The organism is Cohnella sp. 56 (assembly GCF_037963805.1).
Taxonomy (GTDB): Bacteria; Bacillota; Bacilli; order Paenibacillales; family Paenibacillaceae; genus Cohnella.
In genome coordinates, this window is record NZ_JAZDQE010000006.1 from 17,630 (window position 1) to 34,977 (window position 17,348).

Sequence of the window (17,348 nt, forward strand, 5' to 3'; positions counted from 1 at the left end):
CCCCGCCTCAGCCTTTCCCTTTGCCCCGCTTCGCTTCGGCGCGCGCCTTGTTCTGCGCTGCCCGGTAAGCTGTGATCCGGGCGATCAGCGCATGGGGCAGCGGCTCGTCGATCGGAAATTGCACCGAGCCCTTCGCGCCTTTGTAAGCCGACAGCTCGTCCTTGAAAACCGCGATGCCGTCCGCCCCCGGGTAAAATCCGATGTGCTGCTTGAAGGCGGCGAAGTGGACCAGATTCCCGTGCAGCTCAAGCGTCGGAATCTGGTAGCTGATCTTCTCCTTCGCCTCCGGCGCGGCCTGCCGGATCGTGTTCCGGACTGCCTGCAGAAGCGACTGAATCTCCGGCGGAAATGTGGCGATATAGTCGTCGGTCGATGCGTACGCGTTGCGGCTACCGTCCATGCGAGGCGCTCCTTTGCGGATCGGAATGTAGCTGACTCTATCAGTGTAACGCAAAAACGCTCGCGCGTGTCGAGGAGTTGCCGTACGCTGCTTGACCGCGGCGGCGGATGGCGCCGTGCCGGAGCCGGCGCGCGTGAACGGGAGCCCTGCATACGCGGGGCAACGCAAAAAAAGCCCCCGGGCAACAACCAACAACCGGGGGCTTCGTACCTGTGCGCACGCCGACGACTCGCCGCTTGCGCTTATGGCGTCGGCGTGCCGCCGTTTGCGTTCAGCGTATCGCCGCTGACGTAGCTCGACTCGGCGCTCGCCAGGAACACGTATGCCGGCGCCATCTCCGCAGGCTGGCCCGGACGGCCGAGCGGCGTCGTCTCGCCGAACTTCGGCAGCACCTCCGTCGGCTGCCCGCCGGATATTTGCAGCGGCGTCCATACCGGACCGGGCGCCACGACATTGACGCGGATGCCCTTGCTCGCGACCTGCCCGGCCAGCGCCTTGCTGAACACGTTGATCGCGCCCTTGGTCGTCGCGTAGTCGAGCAGAATCGGCGAAGGCTTGTACGCCTGGATCGACGACGTATTGATAATCGTGCTGCCGGGCTTCATCTGCTTGATCGCCGCCTTGCACAGCCAGAACAGGCCGTATACGTTCGTCTTGAACGTCGCGTCGAACTGCTCGGTCGTCAGCTCCGCGATCTCCGGCACGAACTGCTGCATGCCGGCCACATTCGCGAGGATGTCGAGGCCTCCGAGTTCGCGGACCGCGGTCTCGACCAGCTGCTCGCAGTAGGCCTCATCCTTCTGGTCGCCCGGCGCGGCGACCGCCTTGCGCCCGGCTTCCTGCACCAGCTTCACCACCTGCTGCGCATCCGCCTCCTCCTCGGGCAGATACGACAGCACGACGTCGGCGCCCTCGCGCGCGAAGGCGATCGCCACGGCGCGGCCGATGCCGCTGTCGGCGCCGGTGACGATCGCCTTGCGGCCCGCGAGCCGTCCCGTGCCGCGATAGGTTAGCTCCCCGCAGTCGGGGATCGGGTGCATCTCGACCTGGAGTCCCGGCGGCTCCTGCTTCTGTTGATACTCCGGTCCCGCCTTCGGGTACTGCTTCGTCGGATCCTGCATCGCATATTGATCGGCCATCGTGAGATCCCTCCGTTGCGTTTCGCTGAATTTGCCTTATAGGCTCGAACTCCTTTCTATATAACCTTCGAGGCTTCGTTTTAAACGAAAATACAATCCCAATCGATGTCCACGGTTCGGCCCGTAGCCATAGAATCATCCGCCCGGAAGCCCGCCACATGGCCGACGACCGAATGGCCGAGCGAGGTCGAATACGCAGCCCCGGGATCGCCCCGCACGACCCGCAGGAAATCCGCCACAAGCCGGTGATCGCCGCCCCCGTGCATCTCTCCCGACACCTCGATCGTCACCTTGCGCTCCGCATAGACGCCGTCCTCCCGCCACGGATCGGGGTGCCGGACGACGAACATGCCCTCCTCCAGCTCGCCGCAGATTTCTCCCTTGGTCCCCGTGATATGCACGGTCCTGCAAGCTTTGGCGGTCGCCCCGACCAGACTGTGCGCAGCGGTGCTGCCGTCCTCGAAGTCGAACTGGACGACCTGGTGGTCCACGATATCGTTGTCGCAGCGCCAGACGCAGCGGCCGAACGGGTTGTCGCCGGCCAGACTCGCGAGCTTCTCCCCGTCGCCAAGCCGCACGCCGTCCAGATAACCCGGCCAGACGTACACCGGCCACAGTCCCCGATCCACATACAGCGACTTGGCGGAGTACGGGCAGCGAACCTCGATCGGGCAGTCCGCGATGCACCGGGTGCCGGCCCCCTCCGGCGCGCGGTCCTCGCGGAACTGCGAGAGCCGGCCGAAGCTGCTGACGCGGACCGGCTTGATCCCCGACTTGAACCAGGAGATCAGATCCAGATCGTGACAACATTTGGCCATCAGGAAAGAAGAGCCGTCCCGCTCCCGGCTGGCGAACTTGCCCCGCACGAACGCGGTCGCCATATGGTGGTAGTCGACGTTTTCCTCCGTCTGCACATGGATGACGTCGCCGATCTCACCGTCCCGGATAGCGCGATGAACCGCCTGATAGAAGGGCGCGTAGCGGAGCACATGGCAGATCATCACTTTGCGTCCGTGCGCCTCGGCGGTACGATAGAGCGTCAGCACCTCGGCCTCCGAGATGCCGACCGGCTTTTCCAGCAGCACATCATAGCCCGCATGCAGCAGCGGCAGCGTCGTCTGCACGTGGAGCCTGTCGAGCGTCCCGTTGATGGCGGCGTCGGCAAGCTTCGGTCGCGACACGAAGTCGTCCACATCCGCGAAGCACCGATCCGCCGGCAGATCGTACAGGCTTGCCGCGTATGCCCGCCGGACCGGGTTGGGCTCGACGACGCCGACGATCCGCATCGCATCCGGATGCTGCAGCGCGTACGAGGCATAGTTCATCGCACGGCTGCCCGCGCCGACGATGACGACGGTGACCGGATCACGAGACCCGCCCGCCGTAGCACAATTCAGATCCACTCTTGTTCACCTCTTCGTAAAGTTACGGCGCGGGACAATTGTCCCGCGCCGCGTTCGTTTAACCGATATGGGCTTTGATCGCCGAGTTGACAACTTCTCTCAACCCCAGCAGCCACGCTGCGTCGCGAGGATAGGCGCTGAACGTCAGCGGCTCCTCCAGCCCTTCGTCGATCATCGCGAGCACCCGCTCCCGACCGATCGCTCGCTCGAGCAGCTGCAGCGCCCGCATATCCTGGAGCGCCTCCCTGAACACTTCCATGCGAATCGATTCGACCGGCGTGCCGTCCGCCCCGGGATAGACGAGAAACGCGTCTCCGGAAGGGAAGCTGCAGCCGACATCGGTCACGCGGTAAGGGTCGATCGCCTCCAGCGAATATTGCGAGTTCCAGAAATTGTAGCCCCAGTGCAGAAAGCCGGCAATCTCAAACTTGTACAGCTGGATGCCGATCACGCGGTTGCGGGCCGACGGCATGTCGAAAAACCGGTTGGACACTTGCTTGTATTGCGCGCAGCAGTAGTAGGTCCACAGCTCCGGAACCCCCCGCTCCAGGAAAGGTTCGATATGATCGTTGGACGGAATCGGCCGCCGCACCAGCCCCTGCTCGTAATACGCTACGTCGCTAAGCGCGTCTATGATCGGCAGATCCCCGAGAAACGCGTGCATCAGCTCGCTCGCGCTCCGGTACCAGGGCATATGCCCCTCCAGCGGCTCGTCGGAAATGTGAAAATAGCTGCGGTCCAGCAGCCCGCGCCGGCGGAGGAACGCGACCAGGCACGGGAGGAACGCACCGAGGAAGCTTGTGTAGGCTTCGCCGGTGGCGTCGGTCTCCCATCCGAAGATTCGCCGGTACGCCCCGTTGTCGTCGGCCATAATCTTGGGCGCGTGCATCGCGCCCCATTGAGTGAACAGATGCGAAAATTCAAAGAAACGGATGCCGACGCGGTCGCACATCGCGATCCAGCGCTCGAGGCGTTCGAATCCGAAAACGTAGCAATCCCCGTCCTTGGTCACATCCACCAGCTGAACCGTCGGACGCTCTCCGCCCACCTGCGTATCGAGCGGCGGCGTGAACAGCGGCGTCAGCACCATATTCATTCCGTGACGCACGGCCGGGTCCAGGTAGCGCTCGATGAGCGACCAGTGCGCTTCGCCGAATACTTCCACGCCATAATAGTTGGCCAGGCAGTCGCAATGGAACCATTCGGTATGAAGCAGCGTCTGCGGGGGCAGCTCCGCATCGATAATCTCCAGCTCGAAGCGCTCTTCCCCCAGCAGCTCGCCCGTCTCGGCCGCAAATCGGACGGCGACGGGATGGATACCCGCAGGCGTATTCGCATCCGTCTCCACCGTGACCCATACCGACCGCCAATGATTGCGAAAGCCCGTCACGCCATGTCCTTCCCGGATCGGGTACAACGGGTCGGGATACAGTCCCGGCGTCGCCCGAAGGACGTTGTCGTCGTGATCATACTGGCTGGGCAGCTCCGATGGCGACAATCCGACGGCTCTCAGAGAGACGCTTGCGCCTAGCGGGGAGTGCGCGCTGACGGCAATATGCTTGGTCAGCCTCGGCGCGCGGTAGGCGACCTGAAAGGCGTAGGTCTCTCCCCGGAGCGCCGAGCCGCGCCGATAGGGCGCAGCGCGAAGCGAGTCGTCGGCGAACACCTTCTCCAGGGAATGCAGGCATCTGGTCTCGAACGGCGGGCCAGAATGGATCATGGCGCTTCTCCTTCTATTCAGCGTTTAAGCTATCAGTCGTCCTATCTTGACTGGCTACAGCTTCTTGTAAATGCGATACAGCATCGCGGCCGTCTCGGCCCGCGTGGCGGAGGACTTCGGATTCAGCTGTCCGCCGCTGCCCTGAACGATGCCGGCGCCGACCATGGCCGCTACGGCATTCTGCGCGTAGCCGGCGACGGCGTCTCCGTCCTTGAACAAAGCCAGATCCGTCGGCTGGCCGGACAAGTCGAGTTTGCCGGATACCTCCAGCGCTCTCGCGATCAGGACCATCATGTCCTGGCGAGTGATCTGCTGCCTCGGATTGAAGTGGGTGCCATCCACGCCGTTGGTAATGCCCAGCTTCTTCACGACCGCGAGCGTATTGTAGAAATAATCGTTCGGCGATACGTCCGCGAAGCCGGCGACGCCTTCCACGTCCGCTTCGAGACCGAGCAGGCGCACGAGCAGCGTCATAAAGTCCGCGCGCGTGATCGGCTTGGCCGGATCGAACGTCGCCTCGCTCGTGCCTTGGACGATGCCGGCGGCTGCAAGCGTGCCGATCGCTTCGTCCGCCCAGCCGTACTTGTCGCCGACATCCTTAAAGATTGCGGCACCGGATTGCGGCGACGGCGTCGGCGTCGGCGATGCCGTAGGCGTAGGCGTCGGTGTCGGGATTGGAGACGGCGACGGCGACGGCGATGGTGACGGTGACGGTGAAGGCGATGGCGATGGCGACGGTGACGGCGACGGATCAGGCGTGTCGCCGGCAATCGTCACTTCGAGCTTCGAGACGACGGCCTTCACCGGGATCTTGTTCGCACCGGAATACATGCCGATGCCTGCCAAGAAGTCGCCGCCCTGGAACTCGACGGTCGTACTGCCGATCGATGTCCATGCGTCATCCTTCATATAGAAGCCTTCGACGTTGTTGCCCTGCTTAACGAGCTTCATCCGGAAAGGCGCGTCGATGCTCTTGCCTTGATAGTCCAGCAGCAGGCCGGTCGGCGAGCCCCAGTATTTTTGCTTATCCGCAGGCTTCTGCGCATCGAGGATGCTCTCTTCGTTGCGGAACACATAGCGCAGCACCTTGCCGGTCCCGTCCGTGCGGAAGTGCACATGCTTGGCGTCCGCCGTGTCCTGCGTCCGGAACATCAGGCCGACCGAAGCCGGGTCGCCGGCGCCGAGCGAGTCGATCGTCGCGATCATCGTGACCGTCGCATTCGGATCGTCCACATGCACGGGTTTGCTCAGATACACGAAGTCGTCGGACGTATTCCACACATTGTCGCCTTGGCCGATCAATGTATAAGTCGTATCCGCCACCGTGGCGAAGCCGCGGCTGTGCGCTCCGTACGTCCGTACCGACCAATCGCCGATCGGCGATTGCGTACCGTCCGGGAACACCGTGACGACCGTCGAGGCCGCCTTCGTGATGCCGTCCTTGAGCGCGATCGCTTCAATCGTGACCTGCCCCGGCGCCAGCGCCGTGAAGGAAGCAATACCGCCGCTCACATCGTCGATGCGAAGGACGCCGCTGTCGCTCGAAGTGAACGTGACATCGGCATCGGACAGGTCCGCTGTGTCGCCGTTCTGCTGCGTGCCGACGAGCGGGATCGTGCCTTGCTCGCCTGCCTTGAAGATCGAGTCCTGCACCGCAGGCAGGTTGATCTTCACTTCCTTGAGCAGCGTGTCGCTCACGCCGGAGTCGAACGCCTTGGTCTCGAATAGCCCCACGTCGTCGGCATAGGAGATGCCGGTAGCCGCCCCGGTTTTAAATATGCGAACGCGCGCGCTCGTATTATCCGTCCCAGTACGGAACGGCACTTCAATACGCGTATACTTTTCTTCCTTCGTGGAGATGTCCTTGGGATCCCCGCCGTAGTTCAGCACGCCGACGATGATCGTTTCTCCCGGTTCGTTGTAAACCCACGCTACGAATTTATAGTCGGTATCAGGCTGAAGACCGTCGATCTTTTGCTCGACGCCGCCGCCCTTGCCGAGCTTCAGCCTGGATTGATAACCTCTGTTCTGCCAGACTTCATTCCCGGTCGCCCGCGGCACCTGCTCGAGCGTCGTCGTATCCGTCGACCACTTGAGCCAGTTGTCGAACGTGCCGAACCCGCTATTCTTAATCAGGTTCATATAAGGCGTGACGATCTGCGTGTACGACGGATTCGGCGGATTGTCGAAGTTCGGCCCGGCCGTCCAGTCCGTGCCGCCGAATTCGTAAGCGCCCGCGTCGGGCGCCGCGCCGACGTAGCCGTCCGTGATGCCCGCGATGACGGCGCCCGTATTGATCGCGGTGGAGCCGGCGCTCAGCCGGAAGTTGCGGTTCGCCGGATCGACGAAGTTCACGCCGCTTGCCGACACGGTGTTGAACCCGTTAGCCGCATCCGCTGTGATCCCGACTTTGTTCGTAAAAATATTGTTGTAGATGCGGGAGCCGTACAGCTCCTGGTCGTATGGAGCGGAGCCCCAATACCCGATGCTGCTGAGGTCGTTGTTCGCGACCGTGTTGTTGTAGATGAGCCGGTAATTGCCCGGCGTGTTGAGCTGGATACCGACATTGTTGTTGTAAATAACATTGTGGTGGGCGACGACGTTGGAGGCGAAGTTGTCGAAGTACAGGCCGACGCTCATGTCCGTGCCTTTGCTGTCGTGAATCAGGTTGTGATGAATCTCGCTGTTGCCCATGTCGGTGCCCCAGCTGTAGATCAGGGCGCCGTCGCGGGACAGCCACATGCCGTCGTGGATGTCGTTGTATTGAATCTCCGCGCTTCCCCTGTTCCAGTAGAGGATGTAGCGTCCGGAATTGTACATGTCGTTGTGACTGATCAGGTTCGTCGCGCCGGTCGACAGCTTGACGAGCGGGTCGTAGGCGGCCATGTAGCTGCCGTCGTGAATGACGTTGTTCACGATGCGGTTGTTGCTGCCGTCGATGTTGATCAGCGTGCCGGTCGAGTAGCCGATGGCGCTGTTCTTGATCTCGTTGTTGTTGCCGGCCACATTGATGCCGCCCGTGAGCTGGTGGGCGACGGACGTGCCGTGCGATTCGGTCGAGAAGTACAAATACTCCGCCGTGATGCCGTCAAGTACATTGTAGCTCGCCCCGTTGTCCATCGGGATGCTGCCGCCGAACGTATGCAGCCCTTCGAGACGAATATAGGAGCGTCCGCTCAGATCGAACGTCTTGAGACGCTGCTTGATCTCGACGTTGGCCGGCTTCCCGCCGCCCGGTGCCCACAGATACACTTTGCGTGCAGCCGAATCCACGTACCATTCGCGCGGCGCGTCCAGCTCGCTGCGCAGGCCGGACAGATAGAAGGTCGATCCAAGCTTCGGCCACATATAGTCGAAGTTGCCTGCCGTCTTCTCATAGGTCAGCATATGCGTTGCCGCGTCAAAGCCGGTGACCTTGGTCGTCTTCGCGACATATGCGTCGCCGCCCCGCTCCCACAGCGTAGCACCGACCCAGTAGTCGTCCGCCTGCGTGAGCTGATCGCTGGACAGCGTCGTTTCCGAGCCGGCCGTCGCCACCCCTACATGCTGCTTCAGCTCGGGCAGCGTATAGTCGTCAATATTGGGCCATCTAGCCTCCCATAACGATGTGACGTTGCCGCCGTCGCGGATGAAGAGCTGGTTCTGCTCGCCCAGACTGTTCAAGCCTGCAGGCAGATCGGCGACGTATACGCTTCCGGAATCGAGCGTCCATCCGCCCAGCTGCTCGGTGCCGCTGACGACGACCGTCGCGCCCGGCTTGGCCGCGAACGTAATCGGCAGACCGCTCGTGCCGCTGACGGCCGGTCTGACCGTCTCGCGATACGTTCCGGAATCGATCAGGCATGTATCGCCCGGCTTCACGATCTCGGCGCATCTGCCAATGGTCTTAAACGGAGCCGCATCCGATCCGATCGCGGTATCGCTGCCCGCGGGCGCAACGTAATATGTAGCCCCGGTCACACTCAGCGTATTCATGGTCACTCCCGCGTCGTGATCCGCGTTCGTGGCGTCAGGCTCGGCCGCCTGCGCGGGCACCAGCCCGATAATCAACAATGCAATCATAAATGCCGCCATGCCGGAAACAAGCTTTGATTTCCGTTTCTTGTACAAGAACCCTACCTCCTCTTGTCAGATGGCGGATCAAGGAAATCCGCATCTCATACAGTAGCAGGACAGGTAAGAAAAAAAAGTGCAAAATCTGCACTTTTCCCCCTTATGGCGCTCCTCGATATGGCTTTTAGTGAATTGCATCTACATGCCCATCGATTTTTTGATCCGGTAATCCTTCGGCGTCGTGCCGAAGCGTTTTTTGAACAATTTGAAAAAGTAGCTTTGCGAGCTGAACCCGACTTTATCGGAAATCTCGTTGACCTGCCAATTGTTTTTTTCGAGCAGCATGACCGCGTTTTGCAGGCGGACTTCGTTGATGTAATCGGCCACGGACACCGACTCGTACTTTTTGAAAATCCGGCCCACGTACGCCGGCGACATCTTGAGCAGATCCGAAATCTCCTGCAGGCTGAGGTTCGTATTGGCGTAGTTCGACTGAATGACATCCTTGATCGTATCGACGATGACCTGGACCTTGTTCTCGACGACGGACTTGTGGTCGACGAAGATCGCATCCAAAATCTGAATGAAAGCTTCGAAAATCTCGTCGAGCGTCTCCTTTTCAAATACGAGGCCGTCGATGGAGCGCAGGTCGAGCGTCAGCGGCGATACTTTGTTCTGATTGATCTCGCGGATCGTCTGCTTGATGATGATGCCCACATGGACGACCGACTGGATGACCGCATCCGAGCTCATGCCGGCGATGACCTCGCGAATGCGTCCGAGCTCCTGATGGACCTGCTCCTGCCGGCCCGACTTGATTCCCTCGATCAGCTTGCGCTCGAGCTCCGGCGGGATCTGGGCGTCGTGATTGTCCTGCCTGACCTGGACCGTCTGCGGCGTGATTACCGCGTTCGCGCCGATATTCATTCTGTACTGCAAATAATCGAGCGTCTGCTCATAGCTGTAGGTCAGCTCGCCGTGCGACCGGACGAGATCGCTGAGCGCCACAGTGAACGTGATATGGTACAGATCGTTAACGATCGTCTGCGCCTTGCGCATCGATGTCGCGATCCGGTCGTACGTCTCCTCGTCCGGCTGCCCGATATCGAACAGCAGCACGAAGTGCTCCTCCCGGAGGTCTACCGCGTCCACGGGCAGCACCTCGGATACGACCTCCTGCACGATGTTGGAGACGGCGAACTGCAGCAGCTTCAGATCCAATCCCCGGGTGCCTTTGAGCTTCTTGTAGTCGTCCACCTTGACGACGCCGAGCACGAACGGCCACGCGAGATCGGTCTTGAGGTAGCCCCGCTCCCGGTACGATTGCAGTTCGTCCGCCGTAATCGCGGTGCTGTCGGTCACAAGCTTGCGCAGATGATAGGAACAAATAATATTTTCGTTGCCTGCCTGCCTCGTCTGCTCGGATGCCAGCTTCTCGACCAGACTGTCGTAAATATCCGTGACGTAGCTGAACTCGTCCTTGCCTTGCGGACGCTCCAGCAGATTCATGCCGGTCACGCGCTCCGTCTGCTTCAGCAGCACATTGACCGGATTGTACAGCTTGTTGGATACGAACAGCGAGGCGAGGAGCGCCAGGCAAAAAGAGATCGCAGCGACTGTAATGAACACCTTCTTCAGCTGCTCGATCTGGGCCATCACGCCCGTAAAAGGCTCGATATCCACGATAACCCAGTTCGTCGACGCGTTCGCCATATAGTTTACGATCTGTTTCTGACCGTCCAATTTATAGGTGAATTGGGACACCGCCTGGTTCGAGGCCCCGATTTTTTTGTAGATCGCGTCCTTGAGCTCGGCAAGCCCTTCGTCCGCCGGCGCGACCGGACTGTAAATCTCCTTGTTCTGATCCAGAATGAAGATGCGATTGGACGGATTGTCGGACCTCGCGTTCATCAGCTCGAGCTTCTGGAACAGCCATTCCGGCTTGATATTGATAATGAGCGCGCTGTCGGTCTTGTTGTAGGCTTCGATGGAGTCGTACATGTACAGCGAGAAAATTTCCTGCGTATTTTGCGGGCGCTCGGTGAACGGCGCATAGGCGATCGGCATCAGCTGCATCTTGTAGATCGGTTTGGTTCCCGCCAGATAGCTCTTCGTAATATCCATGAGATTGCTCCTGGGGTCGGATATCGAATCGTCGCCGCTCGTGAAGTAGGTATCCCGCTTGCTGTTGTAGAACACGATGGAATGGATGAACGAATTGTAAGCGATCGTCTTGTTGAGCTTGTTGATCCGCGTCGTATCCTCGAATCGGTCCAGCTCCCGGCTGAACAGCAGATGCGCCATGTCGTTATCGTAATAAAGGGAGATCGCGAAGTTTTTGACGGTCTCGTTCATGTAGGAAATATTGTAGTTGATCTGGGAGAGCACCTTCTCGTTGGCTTCCCGCTGGGAGTCCAGGCTGATCTTCCGCGAATACAAGTACGCGGACAGCAGAGAAGCAAGCATGGACGCCACGATCAACAGATTGATCGAGAGCATGATGCGCATCAAATATTTGCGTTCTCTGTATTTCCGCAGGTAGTGAGCCATGGCCTGATCCCCTCCGTCTCTACCTTAACAGGAATACAAACGAAGAGAAAAGTGCAAAATCCGCACTTTCCTCCATTAAAGACAGCTTTGAAAACTTCATTTTGACAGTGATTGAAATGATTGCTAATCCAGCTCGCACAGCGACGCATAATAATCGCTGCCGTCGAGTGCGCCCCCGCTGCGCGCGTAAAAGTCCGCGGTCAGCCGGAACTGTCCCGCTGCGACATCGGTCCAATCGCCGTCCGGCACCGGATGGCGGCGCTTCATCGCTCCCCAATGCCGGTAGTTCTGCCCGCCGTTCGATTCGATCAGTCCCATCGTCAGTCCGGGGAGCGGCGGGAGACGCGCGGCCAGGTTCTTGTTCCAATCGACCATGACGGGGCTGGCCGTCAGATCCGCGCAGAAGCACGAAATCCCGGAGGCGGCCGCCACCCGGACGATCCGCAGGCTCATGCTCATCGTCTTGGCGACGGGCTTGAGCGCGATCGCCCCGTAGCCCATCTGGATGCGCGCCAGCGCGTCCCCCTCGTCGTGCACGCTCTCGTCGGCGGCCATCCGGACCGGCAGGTCCGCCACGCTCGCATCCACATGCTCGGGGAACGGCTCCTCCACGACCAGTATGCGATCGAGCGCGTTCATCCGATCCGCGGCCTCGATCAGCCGCAGCAGCGGCTCCTTGCTGCCGTAGCGGCCGTTGATATCCAGGTAATAGGCGATTCTCCCGCTCCCGGTATGCGGGCAGTCGCGGCGCTCCGCGAGCCGGTGGACCTCCTCGAGCCGCCGGATATCCCAAGCCAGCATCTTGTCCGGATCGCCGTCGCCGTCCGGATCGGAGCCGAGCTTGATCTTCAGGACGAAGTAGCCTTCGTCCAAGAGCGCCTCGACGTCCGCCGCCGTCATGCCGTAGGAGACGACAGGCGTGCAGGCCAGCCGATCGTGACGGGCCGTCAGGGCGGAGCGATAGGCTGCCGGGATCAGCTCGTAAAAGGAAGCGTCCGGACGCCGTCGGCCGAGCAGCGCCCAGGCTGCATGGTCGACGGGCACGAGCGCGTTCAGCGCGAACGTCGCGCGGAGCCGCCCGCCGCCCCATTCCCGGTCCGCATAGGCGAGCGTCTCGCCGGTCAGGCCGTCCAGCAGATCGAGCGGCGTCCCGAAGGACACGCCCACGGCCGCCTCCAGCGCATGCGCGGTGATCGCCTGCATGAACGCGTTGCCCCGCTCATGCCCCCACCGGGCATGCACCTCGGGTCCGGACCACAGCACGCTCTGGACGCCCAGTCCGGTCCCCCTGTTGCCGATGTCGTCCTGCAGGCAGACGACGGACTGCCACAGCTCGTCGACGTAGCCGCCCTTGAAGCCGAACGGCGCCGCGAGCGGCTCGCGTTGGGTGCGCACGCTCGTGTTGCTGATGGTGATCATCGCGTCTGCCCTCTCGCCTTCATCCGATATTGAACGGCGAAGTCCGCCCCGTCGCAGCCCGGACCGGGCGCGGCGGCCGCTTCTTCGAGCGAGACCGCGCGCCCGCCCTCGAGCAGGGAGATTCTCGCGGCGAGCGCCGCCAGCTCCGCCTCGAGCAGCTGGGCCAGCGGGGGGACGGCAGCGGCTTCGCCTGCCAGATACGGCAGCGTGGCCGCGAGGAACGTACGGTACAGCCTGTCCGGATCGACCTGGAGATGCCGAACCTCGCGCTCCGAGGCGACCGTCGCATAGAAAGGCAGGTAGCCCGCTGTAGCGCCGACGCTGAGAAACCCTCTGCGGCCGTCCCGCCAGACAAGCTCGACCTGATGCTGGATATGGACCCCGGCGGACCTGACGCTTGCCAGTCCCGGTCCCATGATCGCCAGCATCAGGCTGTAGGCGTGAATGCCGTAGTTGAAGTCGTCGACGGAGCAGCCGGCCAGCGCGGTGACGACCCGATCCTGCGGATCGCGCGCCTCGCGCCATGCCGCGGCCTCCTCGCAGAAGCGCAGCGCGGAGCCGCCGGCGATGCGGACGCCGCCGCGCGCCCAGTCGAGCAGCTGCCGGATGTCGCGCGCGCTGCCCGCCATCGGCTTGTCGATCAGGATCGCCTTGCCGGCTTCGGCGAACGGGCGCGCCCGCTCGACATGCAGATCCCAGTTCACGCTATGAACGACCGCGGCATCGACCCGCCGCGCCATATCCGACAGATCTTCGCAGACCGCCTCGATGCCGTGCTTGCCGGCGAACCGCTCGGCCTCTCCTGCGTCATGCACCGTGCCGCCGTCGTATACGGCCGTCACCTCATGCCCCATCTCCTTCAGGATCGGCACCCACGCGTTCGGGTGGGACGTATCCAGATCGACGATTCCGATTTTCAATGCATATGCCTCCTCTGCCTGCCGCTGCCCTATGTCTGCCTCATCGTCACGGCGCCATCCGTCCGGGCGCATGCCTGGACCGGTCCGCCCGCTCGAAGTAATCGTCGAGCCGCTCCAGTCCGAACTCCGCCACGATATCGTCCGCCGTGAAGCGCTCCGATTCGCTCGTCAGCAGCACGCACCCGAGATAGCCCGGATCGTGGATGGAGACTGCGGGGCCGTACTTGCGCTTGATGTCCGGGAACTTGGCGCCGTTCTCGTCGATATGAAGGACGACGCAGTCGAGATTGACGCTGGCCGTAATAAAGGAATAGTAGTTCGTGCTGCTGGCCGCGACCTCCCCGAGCGGCGTCACGATCGTGCAGGGCGCTCCAGCGACCGCGCCAGCAAAGTAAGAGCGGCACGCGTAGGCCCAGTAGCTCTGCATAAGCCCGCCGTGATACATCGACGGGAAGACGATCAGATCGGGCTTCTGCGCGGCATATCGCCGCAGCAGCTCTTCAAAGTTCAGGTCGTAGCAGATCGCCGCCGCCACCCGGCCGAAGTCGCATTCGAATACGGGCGCGTCCCGGCCGTACAAAATGTTCGCAACCTCGTATTCGTCGGGGACGAGGTGATTCTTATGATAGGCGCCCGTCACCACGCCCGCTCGGTCGGTCAGCTGCATGGCGTTGCGCCATGAGCCGTCCGCGGCCTCGGTATGCGCCGGATAGACGATGTAGCAGCCGTGCCGCTTCGCGACATCCGCGAAGAAATCGCGCATCCGGTTCTTGCGTGCGCGATAGTAGTCGAGGCGGCGGGCGAGCGGGAAGCTCAGCGGGTCCGGCCTGTCGCAGGCTTCCGGCAGGACGATCAGGTCCGGCCGGTCCGGCAGCACCTGATCCAGCTGCGCCTGCCAGTGCCGGATCATGCGCGCGATCGCTTCCTCGTCGGAGACATCCGCCGGCACGGCGAGCGGCCTCGGGCCGAGACAGCTGATTTTAACGTGATTCGCCACAGCGCTTTACGCTCCCTTCTCCCTTCGCGTTCAAGCCAGCAGATGCAGCTGGTCGGCCCGCACTTCGCCGCCAAGCGGCTCCCCGTCCATGAACGCCTCCGCTTCCAGGACGACCGCCTGCGCGATCCGCTGCAGGCCGTTGTTGACGGCGCCCGCGATATGCGGCGTGAGCACGACGTTCGGCAGTCCGCGGAATGGATGATCCGCGCGGGGCGGCTCGGGCTCGGTCACGTCCAGGCAGGCGAAAAAGCGGCCCTTGCGAAGCTCCTCGGCCAGCGCGTCCTCGTCGATGACCGAGCCGCGGGCCGTATTGATGAGGACGCAGTCGTCCTTCATGCGCGCGAACCGGTCCCGGTTGAACATATGCTGCGTCTCGGGCAGCGACGGCAGATGAATCGAGATCGCGTCGCTCTGCGCGAGCAGCTCGTCCAGCTCCGCCTTGCGCGCGCCCATCTCCCTCGCCTGAGCCTCGCTGACGAACGGATCGTACAGCACGATGTCCACGTCGAATTGGCGCAGCAGCTTGATGTAGTGCGAGCCGGCTCGGCCCGCTCCGACGACCCCGATCGTGACGTCGTACACCTCGCGGACGTTCGCCCCGTCGCCCCAGCCGCCTTCCCGGGTGTCGCGGGAGAGCCGCCACATATCCTTCAGCGACACGATCGTGAAGCCGAGGGCCGTCTCCGCCACGCCCTTGCCCAGCGCCGCCGTCGCGTTCGATACCCGGATCCCTCTCGCCCAGATCTCGGGCGTGACGATCGGCTTCACGGTACCCGCGGCATGCAGCACCAGCTGCAGATTCGGCGCGGCATCCAGCACGCGCGCGGTCAGCTGGCCGCAGCCCCAGGACGTGATCGCGATATCGGCGTCCCGGATGACCTCTGCGAGCAGCGCCTCCGACGGATCGCCGGCCGTCTCGTTCAGGACGACGTCGCCCAGCTTCCGCAGCCGGTCGAGATGATGCGGCTTAAATACTTTCTCCCGCTGTTCCTTGCCTTGCAGCAGCGCGATTTTCATCTGCTTGACCTCCCGTACCGCGAAGAAAATAGCCGGGGACGGACCCCGGTCTATTTTCCCGCGTTGGCGTTTCAATTCGATTTTGTCGTCCAGCTTACTGCTTGCCGTTCGCCGCCAGCCATTCGTTCAGCTGCTTCTGCTTCTCCGCGCGGATCGTCTCCGAGCCCGCCTTCTTCAGCTTCTCTTCGTAGATCGGCAGATACTTGGCCGGATCGAGCGTGCCGGTGCCCAGCGAAGCCGCATATTCCTCGTTCACCGCGTTCACGTTGGCAATCTCCGTCTTGACCGGCTCGGAGTTGAATACGAAGCCGTTGTACTTCGATACACGCGCCTCGTTGTTCATCTTGAGCGTCTGTTCGATCTTGTCGGCCGGGGCGCCTTCGGGCAGGTACTCGTTGGTGATGTTGCCGAAGATCCAGTCCGTGTTCGTGAAGTAGCCGGCATCCTGATTGATCTTGATGAAGTTGCCCGTCGTCTTCTCGAAGTGCTTGCCCTCGATGCCATAGACGAGCGTGTTGTACAGCTCCTTGTCGGTGTTGACCAGCTCGAGGAACATCATCGCGCGCTCCGGATTTTTGGACGTGCGGCTGATCGCGTTCAGCGTGCTGGACGCCCCCGTGAAGACAGGCTCTCCGAGCGGCACGAGCACGACGTCGTACCCGCCGTCGGCAGCTTTGAACTCGACCTCGGAGCCCGGCTTGCCCGTCCAGTCGAACCAGACGGCTGTCGTTCCTTTGTTGTACGCGTCGGCGGCGGACTTGAGCGTCGCGGCGTCCTGGTTGATATAGCCCTTCGTATACCACGAATGCGCGAGTGCATAGTTTTGCTTCATTTCCTCGGTCACATCGGGGAGCACGGTGTTCGTCGAATCGTTAACGTAGACCGGCACCTTCGTGTCGATGCCGTACAGCAGGGCCGTGTAGAAGCCCCTCGTCGTGCCGAACGGCGTGATGCCCGGCTCGCCTTCCTTGACCTGCTTCAGGAACGGCTCGATATCTTCCATCTTTTTGATTGTGCCGATGTCCAGGTTGTACTTGTCGACGAACCGCTTCTGAATGACGAGGCCCGCCCGTTGAGCGGAAAATTGGAAGTTCGGTACGGCGTAGATCGTGCCTTGCAGCGAGGCGTCATCCCAGAACTTTTTCTCCAGCGAATCGTACAGCTTCTGGCCATGCGTCTTCAGCAGATCGTCGAGCGGCTGGAATACGCCCTTCTTCTGGTTCGTATCGAACTTGAACAGCCAGTTGGACGTCCAGATAATGTCCATCTTCTCGCCTGCGGCGGTCATCGTGTTCATCTTTTGCTCGTATGTGCCGAAGTCGATCGGCATCAGCTTGATCGTTGCGTTGATCTTTTCCTTCGTAATCTTGTTGACCGCGTCGTTGACAAGCTGAAGATCGGCGTTCGCCGCGTTTTGCGGGTAGTACCAGGTCAGCTCTACAGGGTCAAGCTCGCTGCTCGCCGACGGAGCTGCGCTGGCGGAAGCCGAAGTGCCGGCGCTGCCCGACGGGGCTGCGGACGGGCTGGGCGAAGCGTCGTTATTGTTGTTGGAGTTGCCGCAGCCTGCCGCCGTGAGCGCTGCAGCCAGCGAGATCGACGTGAGGAGCGTAGTCCGGAATTTGAATTTGCCGCTGTTTGTTTTTTTCAACGTAAACCCTCCCGAGAAATGTTTGGATGATGATGCCTATCGATAAATGAAAGGCCGCCGCATAACCGTACCGCCTTCACCG

The 17,348-nt window shown here is 61.7% G+C and carries 11 protein-coding genes; all 11 read right to left on the reverse strand.

Features of this window, described 5'->3' with window-relative positions; genetic code table 11:
* Positions 1-7: 7 nt before the first annotated feature.
* A complete protein-coding gene (locus VQ071_RS12750) occupies positions 8-400 on the reverse strand; it encodes an iron chaperone (RefSeq protein WP_340514387.1) in 393 nt (130 codons plus the stop codon).
* A gap of 242 nt (positions 401-642) precedes the next feature.
* Positions 643-1,521, reverse strand: coding sequence for an SDR family oxidoreductase (locus VQ071_RS12755; RefSeq protein ID WP_340514598.1), 879 nt, complete (start codon positions 1,519-1,521; stop codon positions 643-645).
* Positions 1,522-1,619: 98 nt separating this feature from the next.
* Positions 1,620-2,942 (reverse strand): Gfo/Idh/MocA family protein, encoded by a 1,323-nt coding sequence (locus tag VQ071_RS12760; protein WP_340514388.1) that lies wholly within the window; start codon positions 2,940-2,942, stop codon positions 1,620-1,622.
* 58 nt (positions 2,943-3,000) lie between these two features.
* Positions 3,001-4,662 (reverse strand): DUF4091 domain-containing protein, encoded by a 1,662-nt coding sequence (locus tag VQ071_RS12765; RefSeq protein WP_340514389.1) that lies wholly within the window; start codon positions 4,660-4,662, stop codon positions 3,001-3,003.
* 54 nt (positions 4,663-4,716) lie between these two features.
* Entirely contained in the window at positions 4,717-8,772 is a 4,056-nt protein-coding gene (locus VQ071_RS12770) for an S-layer homology domain-containing protein (protein ID WP_340514390.1), read from the reverse strand.
* A 141-nt stretch (positions 8,773-8,913) separates the two neighbouring features.
* The gene (locus VQ071_RS12775; RefSeq protein WP_340514391.1) at positions 8,914-11,265 is read right to left on the reverse strand and encodes an AraC family transcriptional regulator; all 2,352 of its coding nucleotides are present in this window, start codon (positions 11,263-11,265) and stop codon (positions 8,914-8,916) included.
* Positions 11,266-11,388: 123 nt separating this feature from the next.
* Positions 11,389-12,684, reverse strand: a complete 1,296-nt coding sequence (locus tag VQ071_RS12780) for a hypothetical protein (protein ID WP_340514392.1) — start codon at positions 12,682-12,684, stop codon at positions 11,389-11,391.
* Positions 12,681-13,604 carry a Gfo/Idh/MocA family oxidoreductase gene (locus VQ071_RS12785; protein WP_340514393.1) on the reverse strand — a complete coding sequence of 308 codons (924 nt, stop codon included), beginning with the start codon at positions 13,602-13,604 and terminating at the stop codon, positions 12,681-12,683. The genes VQ071_RS12780 and VQ071_RS12785 overlap by 4 nt, the downstream gene beginning before the upstream one ends.
* Before the next feature lie 46 nt (positions 13,605-13,650).
* Positions 13,651-14,601, reverse strand: coding sequence for a carbon-nitrogen hydrolase family protein (locus VQ071_RS12790; protein ID WP_340514394.1), 951 nt, complete (start codon positions 14,599-14,601; stop codon positions 13,651-13,653).
* Positions 14,602-14,631: 30 nt separating this feature from the next.
* Positions 14,632-15,618: a hydroxyacid dehydrogenase gene (locus VQ071_RS12795; RefSeq protein ID WP_340514395.1), complete on the reverse strand. Its 987-nt coding sequence runs from the start codon at positions 15,616-15,618 to the stop codon at positions 14,632-14,634.
* Between the two features lie 94 nt (positions 15,619-15,712).
* A complete protein-coding gene (locus tag VQ071_RS12800; RefSeq protein ID WP_340514396.1) occupies positions 15,713-17,266 on the reverse strand; it encodes an ABC transporter substrate-binding protein in 1,554 nt (517 codons plus the stop codon).
* Between the last annotated feature and the right edge of the window lie 82 nt (positions 17,267-17,348).